This is a genomic window from Planctomycetaceae bacterium (genome assembly GCA_041398825.1).
Lineage (GTDB): Bacteria > Planctomycetota > Planctomycetia > Planctomycetales > Planctomycetaceae > F1-80-MAGs062.
Window position 1 is genome coordinate 69,080 of the sequence record JAWKTX010000006.1, and the last position, 17,880, is coordinate 86,959.

Consider the following 17,880-nt stretch of genomic DNA (forward strand, 5'->3'; position numbering starts at 1 on the left):
CTCACTGGCTGGTTAACTGATCTAATCGTCGTGTCGCCTGCTGAGGATCATCAAGCACCTGCAGCATAAGTTCTTCGAGCGACATGGGATCCAGTTGAGCAATCATCATGATCGTGCGAGATAAGGGGACGCTCCGCGGTACCACGCTGAGCAGCCTTCGCCACATCGCCGGGCCGGCCTGGAGCAGCCAGGGTTCGTACTCGATTCGATCGGCTTCACTGATCACCGCCTGGTAAGTGGAATCATCAAGTGAGCTCAGACCACGAAGACAGATCAACTCCATCGTTCCCTTCACCAGTTCATGAATCAGCAGTGGAAAGAACCAGGCACGTGCCACGACGATGAACTGATCTCCACGAAGTTCGACCCCACCGTACCCAACGGCGGTCTGGCGAGCGATCTTTGCCTTTATTCCGGTTGTGGGCATGAGATTGCCGAACGCCACATTGCGAGTCATCGTCGCATCAAGCCGCTCTTCAGGAAGATCCCAGATTGTTGAAACGGCGCGGACTGCAAGGTCCTGAAGGAGCCCGGCATGGCCATCTTCCAGCCGCACCAGCTTCAGCGTCAATCGCAGCAACTGAATCCAGCTCAATACCGGAATTCCGGAGACGCCTTTCTGTCGTCCTTCTGTCCGCAAATGGCGCACTTCCTCACGGGCCAGCAGATTTCCGCGAGTCGCCAGCAATAAATGGTTTTCAAACGGCTTTTGTGGCTTAGAGGACCAACCCCACCATCGATTTGGTCGACCGTAAAGAACCGCAATATCACCAATGCTGTAGTTCAGCTGTCCAGCAATCGCGAATTGATCGTAAAGATGGGTGAGTCCCGTATGAATCTGTTCCAGTTCCCTTCTGACCAGGTGACTTGCACTCATAAAAGTGTGAGCTGCTGCTCCCTGAATCAACAGATTCAAAGTCAAACGCTTGTTGATCTCCGATCGTAAGTCGTCGTGCCAAACGGAATGTTCGTTCGATTTTTCAGTCATGGCCTATTGGAGCTTGACCATGGCCTTTGGCTGAGGTTCCTGACGCCCGGGTGGCCACGGAGGATTGAAAGGGTCATCCTTTGGACGCGTCTCCGGTTCATCAGGTGCAGGTCGAGTCCGGGGAGTCTCGGTTGGTGTTTCGACGGGTGCTTCCGGCATAACAATGAACCTGCCTGAGTTGGATTGTGCGAGGGTGAAATTCGACTTCAAGACAGCGTCTACGGTCGAACTGCCGGGTAAGAAAGCTCCTATCGTTCGTTGTATCCGGCCGTCAACCACGTTTGCCAGCGGAATAGTAACTCATACAACCAGTTCCCACATAGCAACCGTATCAGACTCCAGCCAAACACCTGCCGAAATCGAATCTTCGTATTCATCACGTGAACTTTGGATTGATCGCCGCGACCTTCCACTTCCTGTTGAAGGACTCGAAGACACACGATCGGATTCCGACGGACGAACGACCGATGCACGGCGTGGCCGAAGAATCGTTTGTTCGTGGGAAACCTGAACTCGGTCCAGGCGGTTTGTTCGACGCGGATGCCGGGCGGTTGGGATCCAAACCGCCTGTTGGAAAACGGGACTGGCTCGAGCAGGAGACCCGAAAACATGATGGTTTCCAGTCGTCCTGCTTGCCTGTCCCGGTTTTTCAACGGATAGCTAACCTTGAAAGGGAGGCAAATTCGTCAACGGGTAACCTGCCGGAGCCTGCAAGCGGGCGTAATCGCGTTTCCGCAAATCCTGCGCCCGCCTGCCCCTGAACTGGTCAGATCCTACTGTTTGAAATACTCATGAGCCATATCTCCCCCACTGATCAGGTAAGCCATAAGATCCAGAATCTCGTCTTTTGTCATCCGATTAAAGAGCCCGGCGGGCATCGGAGAGGTCGTTGAAACAATGAGTTCTTCAATCTGCTTCCGATCAATATTGACGCGTTGATTGGGATCGGTCAGATCCGTGTTCAGCGTCATCGAATCACCATTCAGATTTACAACAACACCGGTATGTGTCAGTCCATCTTCTGTCAGAACCGTGATTGCCGAAAACTGCTCGTTGATGACTTTGCTTGGGTTCAGCACCTGGTCGAGCAGGTCATGCGCAGAAAACCGTCGGCCCGCGGACGTCAGGTCCGGGCCTGTCATTCCCCCCACACTGCCGAATCGGTGACACGCATAACAACCAGCTGCAGCGAACATCTTCTGGCCATTACCAAAGTCACGCCCGGTCATCTCAGACTGAGCTGCCGCTGACAGCTCATCCAGCGTCCATTTGGTTTCACTGCGACCTTCAAACACAGCCCCAAGATTCTCCAGGGCCGATTTTTTCTCGGGCTTCTTTGCCAGCAAGTCAGCCATGGATTCTCGTTCTGCTTCCGTCAGCGATGCAACAGCATCTGTTCGAATAAACTCAATAAATTTGTCGAAGCTGGCCCCTCCCTTGTAATTGGCGGCCTTCAGGAACCATTCGAAGTAGGCGGTGTGTGTTTCCGGTGTCCACCCGGCCGTCAACAACCGAATAGATCGGGCATATTGCATCTGCTCCTCCTGAGTCGGTGCTGAAGCCATCAATGCAATGGCCTTTTCTGCGACTGTTGGAGACTGCAACCAGGCCAGCGTTTCGCACAACAACCAGTTCAGCTCGGGTGATGTTGATGGAAACATCGGATCAAAACGATGAATCAGCTTCTGCACCATAACATCATCCGGCCGGCCGAATCGGTTCAGAATGATCTGAATCGTTCGCTGCAGGGTCAGCTGTTGCTGCAGCTCCAGAGAAGAGGCGTCGATTGCGACAACTGCCGACAACAGTTGATCCCGCATCTCTTTGTTCACGGCGGGAGTGTCGTCTTTCCGATGCTGCGGACAAACCCCTGAAACGCGTGCCAGAGCCAACAAAGCCTCAACCTGTTTGGCGGGATCTTCTTCCGAAAACGCCTTGTCGGCCCACTCGCTGGTCGGCTGATGCTCAACAGCAACGCGAGCAGCCCATCGAATAAATCGATCATCGTCAGACAGGTATGGCCAGGCCGTCTGAATTGCTGCAGAATCCTGGTGACCATGAAACGATTCCAGAAGATGGCGCGTGTTGCGTGCTTCGCTTACCGAAGGCGCTGGATCTGCTGGCGCTGTGGACTCATCACCCACGTAGGTGACACGGTACAACCCGGACTGAACGCGACGGCCGCCGATTGTGAAATACATCGCCCCGTCACCCGGGTGGATAATTGCGTCCGTAATGGGCAACGGCGCGCCTGTGACAAACTCTTCTCGGGTCGCCTTATACGAAGATCCGTCCGGTTCCAGATGAACGGCGTATAACTTGCCCCAGCTCCAGTCCAGAGCGAACAAAGCGTTCTGGTATCGAGCTGGAAACTTAGCGCCGTAACCAAACGCCATTCCGGTAGGTGATCCTGGTCCGATATCCAGCACGCCCGGTAGATTGTCTGCATAGAAGGGCATTCGCTTGCCAGCACCATTGCGCCATCCGAACTCAGCCCCGCTGGTTACCAGGCATATCCGAGTAGGTCGATACCACGGAGTGTTAAAGTCGTATTCCATATCGGCGTCGTAGGTGAACAATTCACCATCACGATTGACCGCCGCATCGAAGACGTTCCGAAATCCTGACGCGTAAGCCTCGAACTGCCTGCCGTCGGGAGAAACTCGATAAATGATGCCGCCGGGAGCCAGTACACCACGGTTATGACCTCTCCCATCCGGCATGCTTGGCAACAAATGATCTTCTCCCCAGACCTGGGGGACCTGAGACGTTGCCGCCAATGGTGGTGGCGTCGTGTTGTTGCCCGTCACCAGATACAAAGCTTTTCCATCAGGTGTGGGAACAACAGCATGAACGCCATGATCACCCCTGGATTTCACTTCGTGCAGAAACTCAACCTTGTCCAACTGGTCGTCGCCGTCACTATCCGTGATACGATACAACCCGGATGGAATCTTCTGTTCGTAATCGTTGACACCCACATACAAGGCATCGAACGCCCAAACCATGCCGTTGACAGCACGAATATCCGCTGGAACACGCTCAACGGATGATCGCTCGACAGACTGGCCAGCCGCCGGAGGTGTGATGCGATACAAACCGCCAAACTGATCACTCACCAGTAACCGACCTTTGTTGTCGGTACACAGATTTACCCACGAACCCTGATCTTCCCCTGGCACAGAATACAGTAATTCGACCTGAAAGCCTTTGGCGGCCGTGATGCGATCGATGGGCGTTGCCTTGTTGCCGCCAATCGCCGGTCCCACCTTCTGTTCTCGTTTTGGGGGTGCCTTCTTTGCCGTTTTTTGCTTTGTCGCTTTCTCCTGCGCGCGACAGTCTTCGACAGAAATTCCCGGCAGAACAGAAGCCAGCAGGATGCTGGCCAGCAAGGTGAATGGAGAGCGTAAGATCATTTCTTTTCCCAGGTGTGCTTTTGAAACAGGTTGACGAATATTCATGGACATTAGATGTCCCGCTGCGATGAGCAGATTCCGCAAACAGGTGTCCCCTGACTCGGGCGTTGTCACTATGTATCGCAGTTTACCGCCACCCGCACCTCACGGCGAGTCAATACCTGGCAGGATCGGCGTCAACACAAACTGCCATTTTGCCCGCGATAACATCACTCCCGGCAATTCGACTGTCGAAGCTGCAAACAAACAACTATGTTTCGAAACGACAACAGAAGACAATCTGGCAAACAGGAGATTCGTATGTTGCGATTTGTTGTACCCCTCTGCATCGCAATTGCATCATCGGATTCTGCCGCTCGGAATCCGGCGTTTGGCCAGGAAGTCACACAACAGTCTCCGACACCCGCTGCCAGACAACGGGACGACGCAAAAGCTCCCCCTGCATTCGACAGACTGCAGGAAGCAAATCTGCCGTTCGCTCCCATCGAATTCCGTATGGGTCAGCTGCCTGTCCTGGCCCCGGCCGGAAGCTCATTCTCCAGGCCGGATCATGCATACAAATCTGCGGGTCTGGCGGTGGTGGCCACCCTCGACCAGCCGCTAAAGTGTGAAATCGTTGTTGAAGGACACGGCATCGACCTGCAAACAGGGAAAGAGACCTTTGCGATCCAATTCAGTGTGATGCGATCAGAAACAGACAGTCTGACATCCATCTTCCACATTAGCGCACCGCCTGCAGGATGGCCGGATGGCATGCTTCGCCTGCGGACGTCCATTGCAGAATTCCCTCAGGTCTATCAAGACTCCTGGTACTGGATTGTTGACCAGAACAATCAGCCTCAATTTGCCAAACGATTGGAGAATCCACCTCGCCGCTATGAAGCGAATATTCGCGTCGATGTTTTTGCAGACGTGTATGATGACTTCCCGGTATGGATCGAACAGGGAGATGCTGTTTCGATTTGCGGCAGGCTTCCGGCTAAGCCAGTAGAGCCCGGTCAAATTCGGGGCCCGAAACTTCAGGCTCGTATTGTCAGGACAGACACCAAAGTCATCATTAATTCTGCAATCGTTCACTCCCTGATGGATGGAAATCAGGCGTGGTTTGAATGTGTCAAGACCATGCAACCAGACAAGTTAAAGCCAGGACATTACACCCTGACCATTACACAAAGCGGGCAGGAAATCCGAAGAGTGGCCATTGTTGTTCAACCCAAATTGATCAAAGCCGAGTAGATCGCCGCAAGCGGCACAGTCTCCGGTTTCGTTCCAAATTCGAAACTGCCTCGCTCCATTGCCCGCCGAGATCAGGTCGACGGGCAATGGCGAAGTTTCGGAGGATTCCTTCAACCAATGCAACTGCATCGTGATGCGACTGCGTTGAGATGACACTGTGTTGAGATGACACTGTGCTGTGATGACACTGCAATCTTCAGTTGATTGTTCTGAAGGACATCACCATCCGGATCCCTTTACGGATCTCCCGTCAGCGCGTTGATCAGATAGCTGGTGGTCGTTTCGTGCGTCACATCAGGAGCCCCGGGATAAACCAGTTCACACTTGACTCCGTTGTCGGAGCAGTGTTCCTGAAGCTTCACACCAAAGTTGGAGGTGTGGGTTGGATCCTTCTGGTCCTGCCCCAAAGCGGGCGGAGCACTGAAGTACAAATAGACGGGCGGATCGTCAGACGAAACGAGGGCGTAGGGAGAGTATTCTGCAATCCAGGGAAGAATATTGTCACGTTCGGCGAGGAACTGATCGAACTGAGACAGTTTTTTTGCAGGATCACCAGCAAAACCAAATGCATGCCCGCCGTAACGGCTATTGGGAGTCCATTCTTTCATCTGCTTCGGATCGAGCGTTGTCTGAGCCCCATTGACTGCCGCACAAAGCAGGCGGGTCGATTCACGGGCAACAGGATCTTCGCTGGCTGGATCGGCCATATCCGGATGAAAGGCCAGCCAAAGACTGGAGCAGGCACCTGCAGATCCACCCGATGCTGCAATGCGTGCTTTGTCGATATTCCATTCGGCTGCTTTGCTTCGCACAAACTGAAGCGCCCGGGCAGCGTCATGCAACGGCGCCTTGACTGGCGGAACCACACCATCTTCCGTCGCTTCTTTGATAAATCGATATTCCACAGAGGCGACGGAAATCCCGTTCTTCAGCATTTCGGGCAATACGTTTGTCAGGCCCGACAAACGTCCCCCACCCTGCCAGCCTCCACCATGAATAAAAAACAACAATGGCGTCGGCTTTTCTGATTCCGCCTTCCAGAAGTGAATGCGCTGCTTCACGTGAGGACCATACGAAACATCGAACGCCGTAGGATCTGGCAGGGGATTGAATGCCGCAAGCACTCGCTGACCTTCAGCCTTTGAGATCTCTCGAACAAAGATATTTCTCCATCGAATTTCACCACCGTGCGTCTGCAGCATGATGGGACCGCGTTCCGGCAATGGCTGAGTTCGATCCCAGTAGTTTTCCATGATGGCGCCTTCGACGACCGCGCGGCCGTTCAGCCAGACCCAGGTGCGGGCACCAATCTGACGAATCCGAAACTGATTCCACGCACCGAACGGCTTGTCAGCAACCAGCGAAGGGTCGCGCCCAAGTGTCCCCGGCGTATTATTGAAAAGTCCGCCGGAACCCATGTGAGGCAGTCGTGTTGGACGACGTGGATCAAACTTCTGATTCCAATCCCAGATCTGAACCTGCGGTGTCCCGCGCAGATAGATCCCGCTGTCCGCTCCTGCAACAGTCTTGTACTCCAGCTGAAGCTCGATATCACCAAAGTCTTCTTCCGTTGTGGCGTAGGGACCGTGGCCGTCATTCACCAGCTCACCATTTTCGATCCGCCAATGGCCTGGAAATTCTTTTCGCTGCTGCGCCAGGCTGGCCTCTTTTTTTTCTCCTTCCAGCTTCGCAGACAAGTGAGGATTCCAGCCGTACCAACCGGTCAAATCGTTGCCATTAAAGATGGCCCTGAAGCCTTTGGGGGGTGTTGGCGTTTCGGCATTCGTTCTGGCTTCCAGACACGATAAGACAACCACGATCGTCAATTGGGTGATTAACCTGAATGCAGACATAGTGAGGTGGGCTCCAAATTTCGGGGGGCGTAAAGAACAAACCTGGCAGTTTGCCTCGTATTGAAGCTCACCCGGGCAGCCATCGCAAATCAAAGCCATTCACAGGGCAGAAAGGTCACCCAAATCACTTTCCAAAAATGTACGAATCCCGGATTTTCATTCGAACGATTGGGACGGGTTTCGAGACCCATCTCTTCGACCGGTTTTCTCTCCACAACCAAGGCTACGCAGATGCCATTCCTCGCGGCAGAAATGCGACATGGCAGACGGTGCGACGATCCATCTGTCACAGGGAAAATCCATGCCAAAGCAACGCAGCAAGTCGGTCAGCATTCAACGCAGGGCACAGCTCTGTAATCGATCTTTACCGCGAGTCCGGGATCGGATGGATGACGGGAATCTGTTATTGGCGGCGACTCACAATCGCTGTCCATTGAAATCTTCTGCGGATTGGATCAACGTCCCTACTCTACCGACAGATTTTTCCTTCACTCCCCCCGAATGCACCGCCCCCAACGGAAAGCAGCACGAGCCAATGAAGCTGACACCAACAAAGCACACCAACGTGGAAGATCACCATCAAAAAAGCCCTCAGGCGAGATTGCGTGTTCTCTGGCTGCTTGGCCTGATTACGTGCCTCTGCACTGTCGACGACATGCGTACAAACGCTGCAGAGCAGACGTCACGACCGAACATCCTCCTGATCTTTGCAGACGATCTGGGGTGGCGGGATGTAGGCTATAACGGGACGGACTTTTACGAAACGCCCGTTATCGACAAGTTCAGAACGGAAGGAATGGTCTTTCATCATGGTTATGCGGCAGCGGGCAATTGCGCGCCGAGTCGGGCATGCCTTTTGTCAGGAACGTACACGCCACGTCATCACGTTTATGCCGTTGGCAGTACAGATCGGGGCCCGAAGCGATCACAAAGACTGGTCTCAATCCCGAATAAGTCGGGGCTGGCAGTCGATAACATCACGATGGCAGATGCACTTCGAGGCGGCGGGTACGCCACCGGGATTTTCGGCAAATGGCACCTGAGTGGAGCGGACGGTGCGAAACCTGAAGAACAGGGGTTCGACGTTGTCTTTGATTCTCGCGGTGGTAACCCTAACGCAAAACGTGACGTACCTGATGATCCAAAGGGCATCTTTTCAATCACGAAGGCCGCCGGGGAATTCATGGAAAAAAGCCATACAGAAGGCAAACCATTCTTTGCCTATGTCGCTCACCATGCCATCCACACAGCCCTGGAAGCAAGACCCAAAACGCTCGAACAATTCCAGAAGAAGGCCAAAGGGCAGCAGCACAGCCACGCCATGTATGCAGCCTGCCTCTATGATCTGGACGCGGGCGTTGGACAATTGCTGGCGAAACTGGAGCAGTTAGACATCGCGAAGAACACTTTGGTTGTTTTCACAAGTGACAACGGTGGCACGCAACAATCTTCGCAGGAACCGCTTCGTGGCAACAAGGGAGGCTATTACGAGGGCGGCATTCGGGAACCATTCATCGTCCGGTGGCCCGGAGTCACAATACCAGGTTCAGAATGCAGCGTTCCGGTGATCAATGTCGACTTGTATCCAACATTTCTTGCTGCCGCTGGGATTCCTCCTGAAAAGGAACTGGATGGCGAAGATCTGCGTCCATTGCTCAGCCAGGCTGGCCCTCTGACGCGGAAGTCTGTCTTCTGGCATTTTCCCGGTTACCTTGATGGCCCTGTCATTCGCGGACGAGAAGGTGACGTTCAGCTTGGTTTCCGCACCCGGCCTGTCTCTGTGATTCGTAAGGGAGACTGGAAGCTGCATCTCTTCCATGAAGAATGGAAGCTGGATGGCGGCCACGAGAAGATCGCTTCGAACAAAGCTGTGGAACTCTACAACATCGCGAAGGATCAGGGAGAACACACCAACCTCGCATCTTCGGACGCTACAAAACGCGACGAGCTGATTCGGGATCTGCTTGCCTGGCAGCAGGCCGTAAATGCGCAGATGCCAACAGTACCAAATCCGACCCATGAACCTGGAAAAACTGGCAACAAGAGCGGCAAAGCTTTACGAAAAAACAAAAAATCGCCCTGATTCAGGTGCTCCTCTGTCATGCGATGCCAAATGGCCCAGCCCATGCAACCCTGAAGAACGAAGACAAGAATGATCGGGGCGAGATTTTGGCAGATCGGATGCAGGAAGAATGCCTGTACTGAAGTCGAAAAATCAGAAGAAATGGACGGTGGGGGACCAAAACGCACCGTGTTTTCGGGCAGAGTCTGGTGAAAAACTTCTGTGGTCATCATCCGGCCAGCTGCGGTAGAATCGCGGCCCGACGAGTTTGGCAATGAAGCCGAGTTCGATTTGACGCTCATCAATTTCATCCCGCACGGAAGCAGACGTCATGGCCCGACGGTTGTTTGACATCACCATAGCAGCGACTGCCCTTTTTCTGATCGCTCCCATCATGCTTGCAGCGGCGATCGGCATACGCCTGTCGAGCCCCGGCCCCGTCTTCTACAAAGCCAACCGAGTTGGAAGAAACAGGCAACTGTTTACGATGTACAAACTTCGCACCATGCATTGCCGCACGGTGGCCGGAAGTTCCATCACAGCGTCGAACGATCCTCGCGTATTTACCGTGGGTCGCATTCTGCGAGCATTGAAGATTGATGAACTCCCTCAACTCGTCAACGTCCTGAAAGGCGACATGGCGATCATTGGCCCTCGTCCTGAAGCACCGGATATCGTTGAAAAGTATTACACACCAGATTATCTCCGTTCTCTGGCGGTCAAACCAGGTCTCTCGAGCCCCGGAAGCATCTGCTACTACACGCACGGCGAACAATTACTGGCAGATGGAGAAGCCGAAGAGTTCTATGTCACACGGCTCCTGCCCGTGAAGATGGCAATTGATCTGGAGTATCAGGATCGTGCAACAATGGTGGGAGACCTGGGAATCATTTTTCGCACAGCATTGACACTGGCTCAAAAAGCAATGGGACGCAAAGACTTCCCGGAACCACCGCAGCTGGCACAACTTCGAAACAAAGATGCGGAACGCGGATCGGTTCACACGGATCCATCTCGAACAGACTCAGCTCCTGATCTCAGGCGAGCCGCTTAACAGGCCGCTGAAAACCAGACAGACTGCAACCAGGCAAAACAAAAGACCGCAGTGGTTTCCCATCTGCGGTCTTTCGATAATCATGTCTTCTGGAACTGCGACGGTGGAGACGCAGCGAGTCAGGCGAGGATCGAGTCACGTCCAGCGTGCACCCTTTGATGATCCGGGCCTACGCAATTATTTTTGGAACCTCCGTCGGGGTTGCATCTGAAGACATTGACGACACTTCCATCATCGGCATTCAGTCGGCTGAATCTTGCTGTTCCTCCTGAATTCGTTTCCGCCAGGCCTCAATTACTCCCTGCGGGTCCGCGTCGAAAGCCTGCCGACATCCATCGCAACAAACATAGTAAGTATTGCCCTGGAATGTCACGGTCATCGTACCCCTGCCACCAGTCACAATACACTGCCGTTCGTTCGAGCCCTCCTGAGCAAGTCGTTCGCCGGCACGTGTATACCCGACCTCAGCAATTCGTCGAAAAACGGACGCCTGCCCCGAACGCTGCTCCAGCAATACCGTCGCACGAATTTCACTGAGCAGGCGGATGGTGCATCGATACTGGAGTTGCCCATTGGGCTCCTGATCGGCGGATCGAAAGACCCATTTTGATGTGGCGGATTCGCTGGTAATCAATTCACAGTCAACACCTTTACCATCCGGCAGGAGGATGTTCAGCTGCGGTTCGTTCGTTGCCGCTCGCCCGGCGGAGATCGTCAACGCTCGAAAGAGTTTGCCATCGCTGGAACTCAGAGCCATCACAACCGATGGTTCGAACTGCCATGCCACGGCGAGCTTCCCTGTCCAGGCACCACGATTCGAACCGCGTTGCGGCTGCCCAACTCCACGCCATTCTCCAATCAGACCGCCGAAAGCTTTCAGCTGCCGGACCGCCGCTTCACGATCCCCGATCGCGACGATTTCTCCCGCCTTATCGGGCCCGGAAAGGCCACGCACCTCCGATCCGATGGACAGAAGGATAAGGACTGCTGCAACGGCCCCCGGAATTTGTTTCATCGGAATTCTCTCTCGGGCTCACCCTGACTTCGGCAGAAACCGCAGATTGCACGAACTTGAATGAAAATCTGTTTTCAGCTGATTCAGAATAACCATTGTCAACGGAATAACCGGAATCACTCTGTGCGGATCGTACTCAATTGGAGGCAATCGGACCGCTATCACGGCCAGTAAATCCCGATGGAAAGAGTGCGTCACCAGGCACTTCAAGGCAATGTATTTGCAATGTGCATGGCGGATCGAGACAAGAAATTAAGGAACAACTTCATCAGAACATGATGATTTGTGCCTGAAGATCAACACCACGGAAGGTGTTGCTGAAAGGGTCATGGAGGATTTCATGCTGTCAACGCGTCCTGTCAAGATGCAGACCGACACTGCTTCGCAAAACAGTCATCCAGTGCCAATATCCAGTGCCTGGTCTCTGCTGCTGGTGGCCTCCGCAATCATACCCACCATTGGCTGCGCCACCTATGGATTTGGAGTCGCGGATTGCGACTCATGCTCTCCATCCACTTGTCCGCCTTCGGGTAGCTGCAGCATCGGCGGCAGCTGTGGTCCGTCTGCGAGCCAGCCAGCATCCCACTGCACTCAGGCGTCCTGCGCAAACCAGGGCAACTGCACTACTGCAAACATGCACTGTGATGTGCCACGGGAATTGAGAAAGGCAACTTTGCCGGACTACATTATCGAACCTCCGGACATTCTCCTCATTGAAGCCGTTAACAATATTCGACCTCCCCACGCACCCGTTCACGCTGGTGAACCACTGCTCATTCAGGTGAATCGCACAATCCCGTCGGGACTTCAGGATGACCCGGTTTCAAAGCAGTTCAAACAGATCAACAACATCTACATTATTGGCACAGACGGCTACGTAAATCTCGGGCCGGAATATGGCAAGGTTCTTGTTGCCGAACAACCGCTGGCAGAGATTCAGCAACGCGTGGAAAACCACCTGCAGCAGGTACTGACATCGCCACAGGTCATGGTCACCCTGCCCGCGCCCCAGAACCAGCAAATCGTCGCAGGACAGCACCTTGTGCGTATGGACGGAACCGTCGGCCTCGGCATCTATGGCAGCGTTCACGTCACGGGTATGACTCGCGACCAGGCACGGGCCGCTATCGAACGACACCTTTCGCAGCACATCCATAACCCACAGGTTAATGTTGATGTTCTGGGATACAACAGCAAAGTCTACTACGTCATCGCTGACGGAGGTGGCGCCGGTGCACAGGCCGTTCGAATGCCATCGACTGGCAATGAGACCGTACTGGATGCCATCGCTAACATTCAGGGTTTGCCGACCGTAGCGTCCAAGAGTTCCATCTGGGTTGCTCGCCCGTCTCCTGTCATAGACGGCCCCGACCAGATTCTGAAGGTCGACTGGAACGCCATCGCAGAGGGAGGTCAGACAGCAACAAACTACCAACTGTTCCCTGGCGACCGGCTGTACATCAAGGCATCCCCGATGATCACCTTTGATACGAAGCTGGCGAAACTAACAGCCCCATTCGAACGAATGCTTGGATTCACCATCCTCGGCAACGGTACTGTTCGAACAATTCAACGAGGCCAGAATGTGAACGGCGGCGGTTTCTGATCGAACTCCGCCAGCTGTTGAATACGAACCGAACTTCTGGAAGAAGATTATGCGAACTTCAGTGGGCCTGTTCATCGTAGCAACTCTGACATCCGTCCTGCCATGTATGATGCCGGAAACAATGGCACAGTTTGGCGGGGATCGCATTCAGCGCCCGATTAATACACCTGCATTCAGCCCCTACCTGAATTTGTTCCGAAGCGGCGATAATTCTGGTCCTGTGATGAATTACTACGGACTTGTCAAACCGCAACTGAACGCGATGCAGCAGGAACAACAACTGGGACAGAATCTTCAGGCACTGGCCCTGCGGCAGCAGCAGTTGCCCGGACTGGCCGGAACTCCGGGAATGCTTGGGTACTCCCAACTCGGCATGACCGGGCACCCGGTCGCATTTCAGACCTTCTCAAATAATTCCGCGGGCGGCGGATTCGGCGGTGGAATTGGTGGAGGGCTTAGCCCCGGCCTTGGTGGCATCGGAGGAGGAGGCGGATTCGGCGCTGCTGGCATCGGAGGTGGCGGTGGATTCGGAGGAGGCGGATTCTCCGGAAGCCCCTCCTTCAGCGGCGGTGGCCTGGGAGGCAGTGGAGGCTTCGGTGGCAGCAACGCCGGTGGGATCGGAGTCGGAGGCAGCTTTGGAATTGGTGGATTTGGTGGCTCTGGAGGCTTGTCAGGGCATCCAGCTGCGTTCGGCACATTTAATCAGCGTTAAATCAATCAATGATGACTTCATCAGAACTGCAGGTCTGCGCACCCAGAATGCCTCTGCATTTCACACTGCGAAAATTCACACTGCGAAACAACCGGATGCTGAAACGAAAGCCCCGGCATCTTGAAAATCCAGGATAGCAAAATGAAACTGTTTTCATGGAAGAACGTCTTTGCCGCCACAACTCTGCTGAGCACGCTCACCGGGTCCAGCAACGCGGAACATATCATCGAGTTCCCACCGGAACGTCCACAAGTCTCTCCTGCCTGCCTGCCATCCTGGGGCTATCATCAAACATGCTGGCGTCAGTTTGGCCCGGTTGAACCCTGTGACCACTGCCATGATGGTGTTTCCGGGACGTATCCATCCGGCTCATTCGGAGTTTATGTACCGCAGCAAAACTTCGACTCGATCCCGATGAATCAGCCATGGTATGGCACCACTGTTGTTACACCGACAGGCCCGATTAGCGTTTTACCGCAGGGTGCTAATCCATCAGGATCCATTCATCAGGCCCCACCATCCATACCACAACAGCATCATGAAGGAATGAACTTCGGGCCATCAGGATCGCAGGGCCCATCCACCATCCCGCAGCCGCCAGGGATGCATCAGCCACAAGCTCCATTGATGCCACAGCCGCAGCCACAACCCATGCAACAGCCGCAGCAGATACCGTCGAGCGAACTGCCGCCAATCCCGTCACCAATGCAGTCCCGGTATCAAGCACCCGCATACCAACCTGCATTTCAGAATATGCAGGCGCCCTCCAGCCATCAACGATATGGTCAGCAGGTCAATGCAATGCGGCACCAACCAATGACACAGCGAAACACCGTTCAGACCGATCCCGCGACTCTGGCCGCCAGCAATTACAGCAGTCGCTACGGAAACTCCGTTTCTCAGGTCTCCAGGAGTCAGGGATTGGCAGCCTTTCCGATACAACAACCGCGACAATCAGAATTGCCCCACCAGTCTGTAACCCGCAGCGTATCGAGTCGATACACGGCGCCCGTAACAACGGCTTCGCAAACACAACAGGTCGTCCCCGTCGGAAGAGAAGCAGCCGTGCCGCTCATTACCCCCGCCCATCGCTACGGACGATGATCAAATTTGCGATGACGCATGCGATACCGGGCCTGATGCAGTACTGACAGACCGTTCAGGAAAGAACCTGAAACGTCCGCATGGGATTGGTTAACTGCGAAACTGCACCTCGGCAACGCGAATAGCCTTTTGAAAAACAGGACTGGTTCGAGCGGGAGACCTTAAGACACCATGGTTTCCAGTCGTCCTGCTCCCTGTCCCGATTTTTCAACGGACAGCTAACGGGCAATCGTCGCAGAGTGGCTGAACGAACCGCTGAATGATTCTGTACAATAGCTGACAACGCTACGCAAAATTTCCCGGCGACGCGCAACTGCCGATTCAGACAGCTTCCGCCGCTTCCTTCAGCTCGGGCGGGCCGCGAGCTTCATTCAGTCGCGTCGGACGATTCCATTCGCCCGCCCCTCTGAAAACCCAGGTTTTCTGACCATGGCCCCTGAGTCGAATGGAGTCCCTCCGTTTTGTACGCCTCTGCCACAAGAAATGTTCCGCAAAGCTCCCGAATGAAGTCGGGAAAAGGCGCCCAGGCAATAAACAAAAAGGAATTCAACACCCACAAACTCCCGTAATCAGCAAAGAACCGCAGACACCTTTCCCGCGAAAGTCCCTTCGATAAACTCTGCCTCTTTGTGCTCCCCCGAACGGAGCAAATCGGCAAGATTACTCCATCACCACGATCAGTCAGAGGCCATCATGAGCAGATTTAAAGGTGTCGACGTCATTACGAAGGCAAATATTTACTTCGACGGAAAGGTGACCAGCCGTACCATCGAATTCCCGGACGGAACCACCAGGACACTGGGCGTCATGCTGCCAGGCGAATACGAATTCAATACGGGCAAGCCCGAATTGATGGAGATTCAGGCAGGGCGTCTTTCATGGTGTCCGGCTGGTGATTCAAACTGGCGTGAGGTCGAAGGTGGGGGACAGTTCAACGTCGATGGCAATTCATCGTTTCGCCTCAAAGTCACCGAGGTGACGGATTATATCTGCTCATTCATCGACGAATAACAACCAACCTGCGTTTGCCTGATTCTCTGCAGAGAACCGCGGACCTGCAGGCAGAGTTGCTGATTGCAGTGAAATACCACCATAATCACCTTGCGCTAACTGGAGGATTATCAGCAGCCTGGAAAATGTCTGGCCAACCGATCCGTTGAGAATAAGTTCGGGGTAGCAACCGCAGAATCTGATGCTTAAAGAGCAATTCTGCATTGTCTTCCTCAAACACATTTGAATGGATTTTCAACGGATGCTCTCACAAAGGATGGTCAACCAGGGACATCATCTGTTTCGCTTTCGAAGTTTCCTGCCACTGGTCTTCATAGTCCCATTGATTTTCAGCATGTGGGACTTTCACTACTTGTTGAACAGCCATACCGCTGAACAGGTCTGGCTGTGGCTGTGCTTTGCAGTTTCAGTACTGGGCTTTGGGATTCGCATCACGACTGTGGGATTCGCTCCGGAAGGAACATCCGGGCGCAATACGAAGTCACAGGTAGCAAGCCGACTCAACTGCACCGGATGGTATTCCGTTTGCCGTAATCCGCTGTACCTCGGCAACTACATCATGGCACTTGGGATCGTTCTGGCCGCCCACGATGCATTGGTGGCGGTCCTCTACACGACAAGTTTCTGGATTTACTACGAACGAATTGTCGCCGCTGAAGAAGAATTTCTGTCGGACAAGTTTGGTGACAAGTATCTCGAATGGGCGAAAACGACTCCCGTTTTCATTCCGTCATTTCGCAACTGGACGAAACCAGACCTTCCGTTCTGTCTCCGAACAGTGTTTCGCCGCGAGTACCCGTCCGTGCTGCTTCTTGGCCTGACCTACCTGATTCTTAATATTGCCGAATCATGGGCAGCGGAACGCACGTTCCACGCAGACGCCAGTTGGTGCGTGGTCGGCCTTGGATCCATCGCCGTCTTTTTCGTGCTGCGAACGCTGAAGAAACGGACCCAACTGCTAAACGTCGCCGGCCGCTGATCGCATACAGCACAGCGCAAAAAAACGCAGGATTGTAAAATCCTGCGTCCTGTTCCCGACGGTCGAGTGCTCCCACAAGGACTCGAACCTTGGACCTACTGATTAAGAGTCAGTTGCTCTACCAGCTGAGCTATAGGAGCGTTTGCGTTCGGGATGGTAATGTGGGGTTGTCAAGATTCCAAGCATCCGGGCCGCAAAAGAACCCAACTGCTCCGAAACGGGGTTGACCGTGCGTGATCACGGTACGTTTAGTGGATTCTGCCGAGTGCCCCGGAGCCGTCGAATGACTGGTCTTCCCTGTGGGGAAAACCGTCTCCAGTCGACGGAGAGAGCTGCAGATATTCCGAGCCGCCAATTGATGCCGCAGCATGGAAGTCAAGCAATTCGCCATGATGATCGTCCTTTCAGAATCAGTATTCAGAATCGGACTGAGACAGGTCTGGTTTCATCAATCAAGAAAGGCTGAAGCGTCCAGAACCTGTCAATGACTCAGGACACTCCATCGGCTCAATTGTTCGCAGAATCCATACCTCTGGCAACGATTCCGAACACTCAATTCTTTCCATTTGAGCAATCTTCTCAGGAAATCCCCTCCGGAACTTCGCGGCCAGCAGCACTGAGGGTAAAGGACCGTTCAGAAAACCGGATTTGGGAACACTCTAAAAGATGAAAAAACGTTCTTCTCTTCAAATTGAACGAGCCAACGGCCCTGAACAACGGATTGTCTTTAGACGAATTGGCCTGCCGGGTAAACTCCATTTGGTTCAGACGGAAAATTCGGTTTAATCTGTCGATTGATCAAATCGCGACCTTCGTACCGTTCCTGAGTTTTCGACATCCTGAA

General features: G+C 53.8%; 15 protein-coding genes and 1 tRNA gene. 8 read left to right on the plus strand and 8 right to left on the minus strand.

Annotated features, from left to right (window positions below; all coding sequences use genetic code 11):
* Position 1: 1 nt before the first annotated feature.
* The 4 genes from R3C20_12245 to R3C20_12260 all read right to left on the minus strand — a co-directional run bounded on the left by R3C20_12245 (position 2) and on the right by R3C20_12260 (position 4,404).
* A complete protein-coding gene (locus R3C20_12245; protein MEZ6041273.1) occupies positions 2 to 988 on the minus strand; it encodes a hypothetical protein in 987 nt (328 codons plus the stop codon).
* A 3-nt stretch (positions 989 to 991) separates the two neighbouring features.
* Complete coding sequence (locus tag R3C20_12250; GenBank protein ID MEZ6041274.1) at positions 992 to 1,147, minus strand: hypothetical protein; 156 nt, start codon at positions 1,145 to 1,147, stop codon at positions 992 to 994.
* 89 nt (positions 1,148 to 1,236) lie between these two features.
* Positions 1,237 to 1,428 (minus strand): hypothetical protein, encoded by a 192-nt coding sequence (locus R3C20_12255; GenBank protein ID MEZ6041275.1) that lies wholly within the window; start codon positions 1,426 to 1,428, stop codon positions 1,237 to 1,239.
* A 333-nt stretch (positions 1,429 to 1,761) separates the two neighbouring features.
* Entirely contained in the window at positions 1,762 to 4,404 is a 2,643-nt protein-coding gene (locus R3C20_12260; protein ID MEZ6041276.1) for a heme-binding protein, read from the minus strand.
* Positions 4,405 to 4,704: 300 nt separating this feature from the next.
* Here R3C20_12260 and R3C20_12265 point away from each other — a divergent pair, with 300 nt between their 5' ends.
* Entirely contained in the window at positions 4,705 to 5,640 is a 936-nt protein-coding gene (locus R3C20_12265) for a hypothetical protein (GenBank protein MEZ6041277.1), read from the plus strand.
* Positions 5,641 to 5,876: 236 nt separating this feature from the next.
* Here R3C20_12265 and R3C20_12270 read toward each other — a convergent pair whose 3' ends face one another.
* Complete coding sequence (locus R3C20_12270; protein MEZ6041278.1) at positions 5,877 to 7,493, minus strand: family 16 glycoside hydrolase; 1,617 nt, start codon at positions 7,491 to 7,493, stop codon at positions 5,877 to 5,879.
* 301 nt (positions 7,494 to 7,794) lie between these two features.
* Here R3C20_12270 and R3C20_12275 point away from each other — a divergent pair, with 301 nt between their 5' ends.
* Both R3C20_12275 and R3C20_12280 read left to right on the plus strand, forming a co-directional pair.
* Positions 7,795 to 9,576 (plus strand): sulfatase, encoded by a 1,782-nt coding sequence (locus tag R3C20_12275; GenBank protein ID MEZ6041279.1) that lies wholly within the window; start codon positions 7,795 to 7,797, stop codon positions 9,574 to 9,576.
* Positions 9,577 to 9,886: 310 nt separating this feature from the next.
* Positions 9,887 to 10,609 carry a sugar transferase gene (locus R3C20_12280; protein ID MEZ6041280.1) on the plus strand — a complete coding sequence of 241 codons (723 nt, stop codon included), beginning with the start codon at positions 9,887 to 9,889 and terminating at the stop codon, positions 10,607 to 10,609.
* A 241-nt stretch (positions 10,610 to 10,850) separates the two neighbouring features.
* Here R3C20_12280 and R3C20_12285 read toward each other — a convergent pair whose 3' ends face one another.
* A complete protein-coding gene (locus tag R3C20_12285; GenBank protein MEZ6041281.1) occupies positions 10,851 to 11,624 on the minus strand; it encodes a hypothetical protein in 774 nt (257 codons plus the stop codon).
* A gap of 634 nt (positions 11,625 to 12,258) precedes the next feature.
* Between R3C20_12285 and R3C20_12290 the strand changes: the two genes are divergently transcribed.
* The 3 genes from R3C20_12290 to R3C20_12300 all read left to right on the plus strand — a co-directional run bounded on the left by R3C20_12290 (position 12,259) and on the right by R3C20_12300 (position 15,046).
* The gene (locus R3C20_12290; protein MEZ6041282.1) at positions 12,259 to 13,230 is read left to right on the plus strand and encodes a polysaccharide biosynthesis/export family protein; all 972 of its coding nucleotides are present in this window, start codon (positions 12,259 to 12,261) and stop codon (positions 13,228 to 13,230) included.
* Between the two features lie 49 nt (positions 13,231 to 13,279).
* Positions 13,280 to 13,942 carry a hypothetical protein gene (locus tag R3C20_12295; GenBank protein MEZ6041283.1) on the plus strand — a complete coding sequence of 221 codons (663 nt, stop codon included), beginning with the start codon at positions 13,280 to 13,282 and terminating at the stop codon, positions 13,940 to 13,942.
* A 141-nt stretch (positions 13,943 to 14,083) separates the two neighbouring features.
* Positions 14,084 to 15,046 (plus strand): hypothetical protein, encoded by a 963-nt coding sequence (locus R3C20_12300; GenBank protein MEZ6041284.1) that lies wholly within the window; start codon positions 14,084 to 14,086, stop codon positions 15,044 to 15,046.
* 367 nt (positions 15,047 to 15,413) lie between these two features.
* On the opposite strand, the gene R3C20_12305 is transcribed toward R3C20_12300, so the two are convergent.
* Positions 15,414 to 15,599, minus strand: coding sequence for a hypothetical protein (locus R3C20_12305; GenBank protein MEZ6041285.1), 186 nt, complete (start codon positions 15,597 to 15,599; stop codon positions 15,414 to 15,416).
* A 140-nt stretch (positions 15,600 to 15,739) separates the two neighbouring features.
* Between R3C20_12305 and R3C20_12310 the strand changes: the two genes are divergently transcribed.
* Positions 15,740 to 16,057 carry a pyrimidine/purine nucleoside phosphorylase gene (locus R3C20_12310; protein ID MEZ6041286.1) on the plus strand — a complete coding sequence of 106 codons (318 nt, stop codon included), beginning with the start codon at positions 15,740 to 15,742 and terminating at the stop codon, positions 16,055 to 16,057.
* Between the two features lie 241 nt (positions 16,058 to 16,298).
* On the plus strand, positions 16,299 to 17,036 hold the full coding sequence (locus R3C20_12315; GenBank protein MEZ6041287.1) for an isoprenylcysteine carboxylmethyltransferase family protein: 738 nt from the start codon (positions 16,299 to 16,301) through the stop codon (positions 17,034 to 17,036).
* Between the two features lie 67 nt (positions 17,037 to 17,103).
* Here the strand turns inward: R3C20_12315 and R3C20_12320 are convergent.
* Positions 17,104 to 17,176: transfer RNA gene (locus R3C20_12320), tRNA-Lys, on the minus strand.
* Positions 17,177 to 17,880 lie beyond the last annotated feature (704 nt).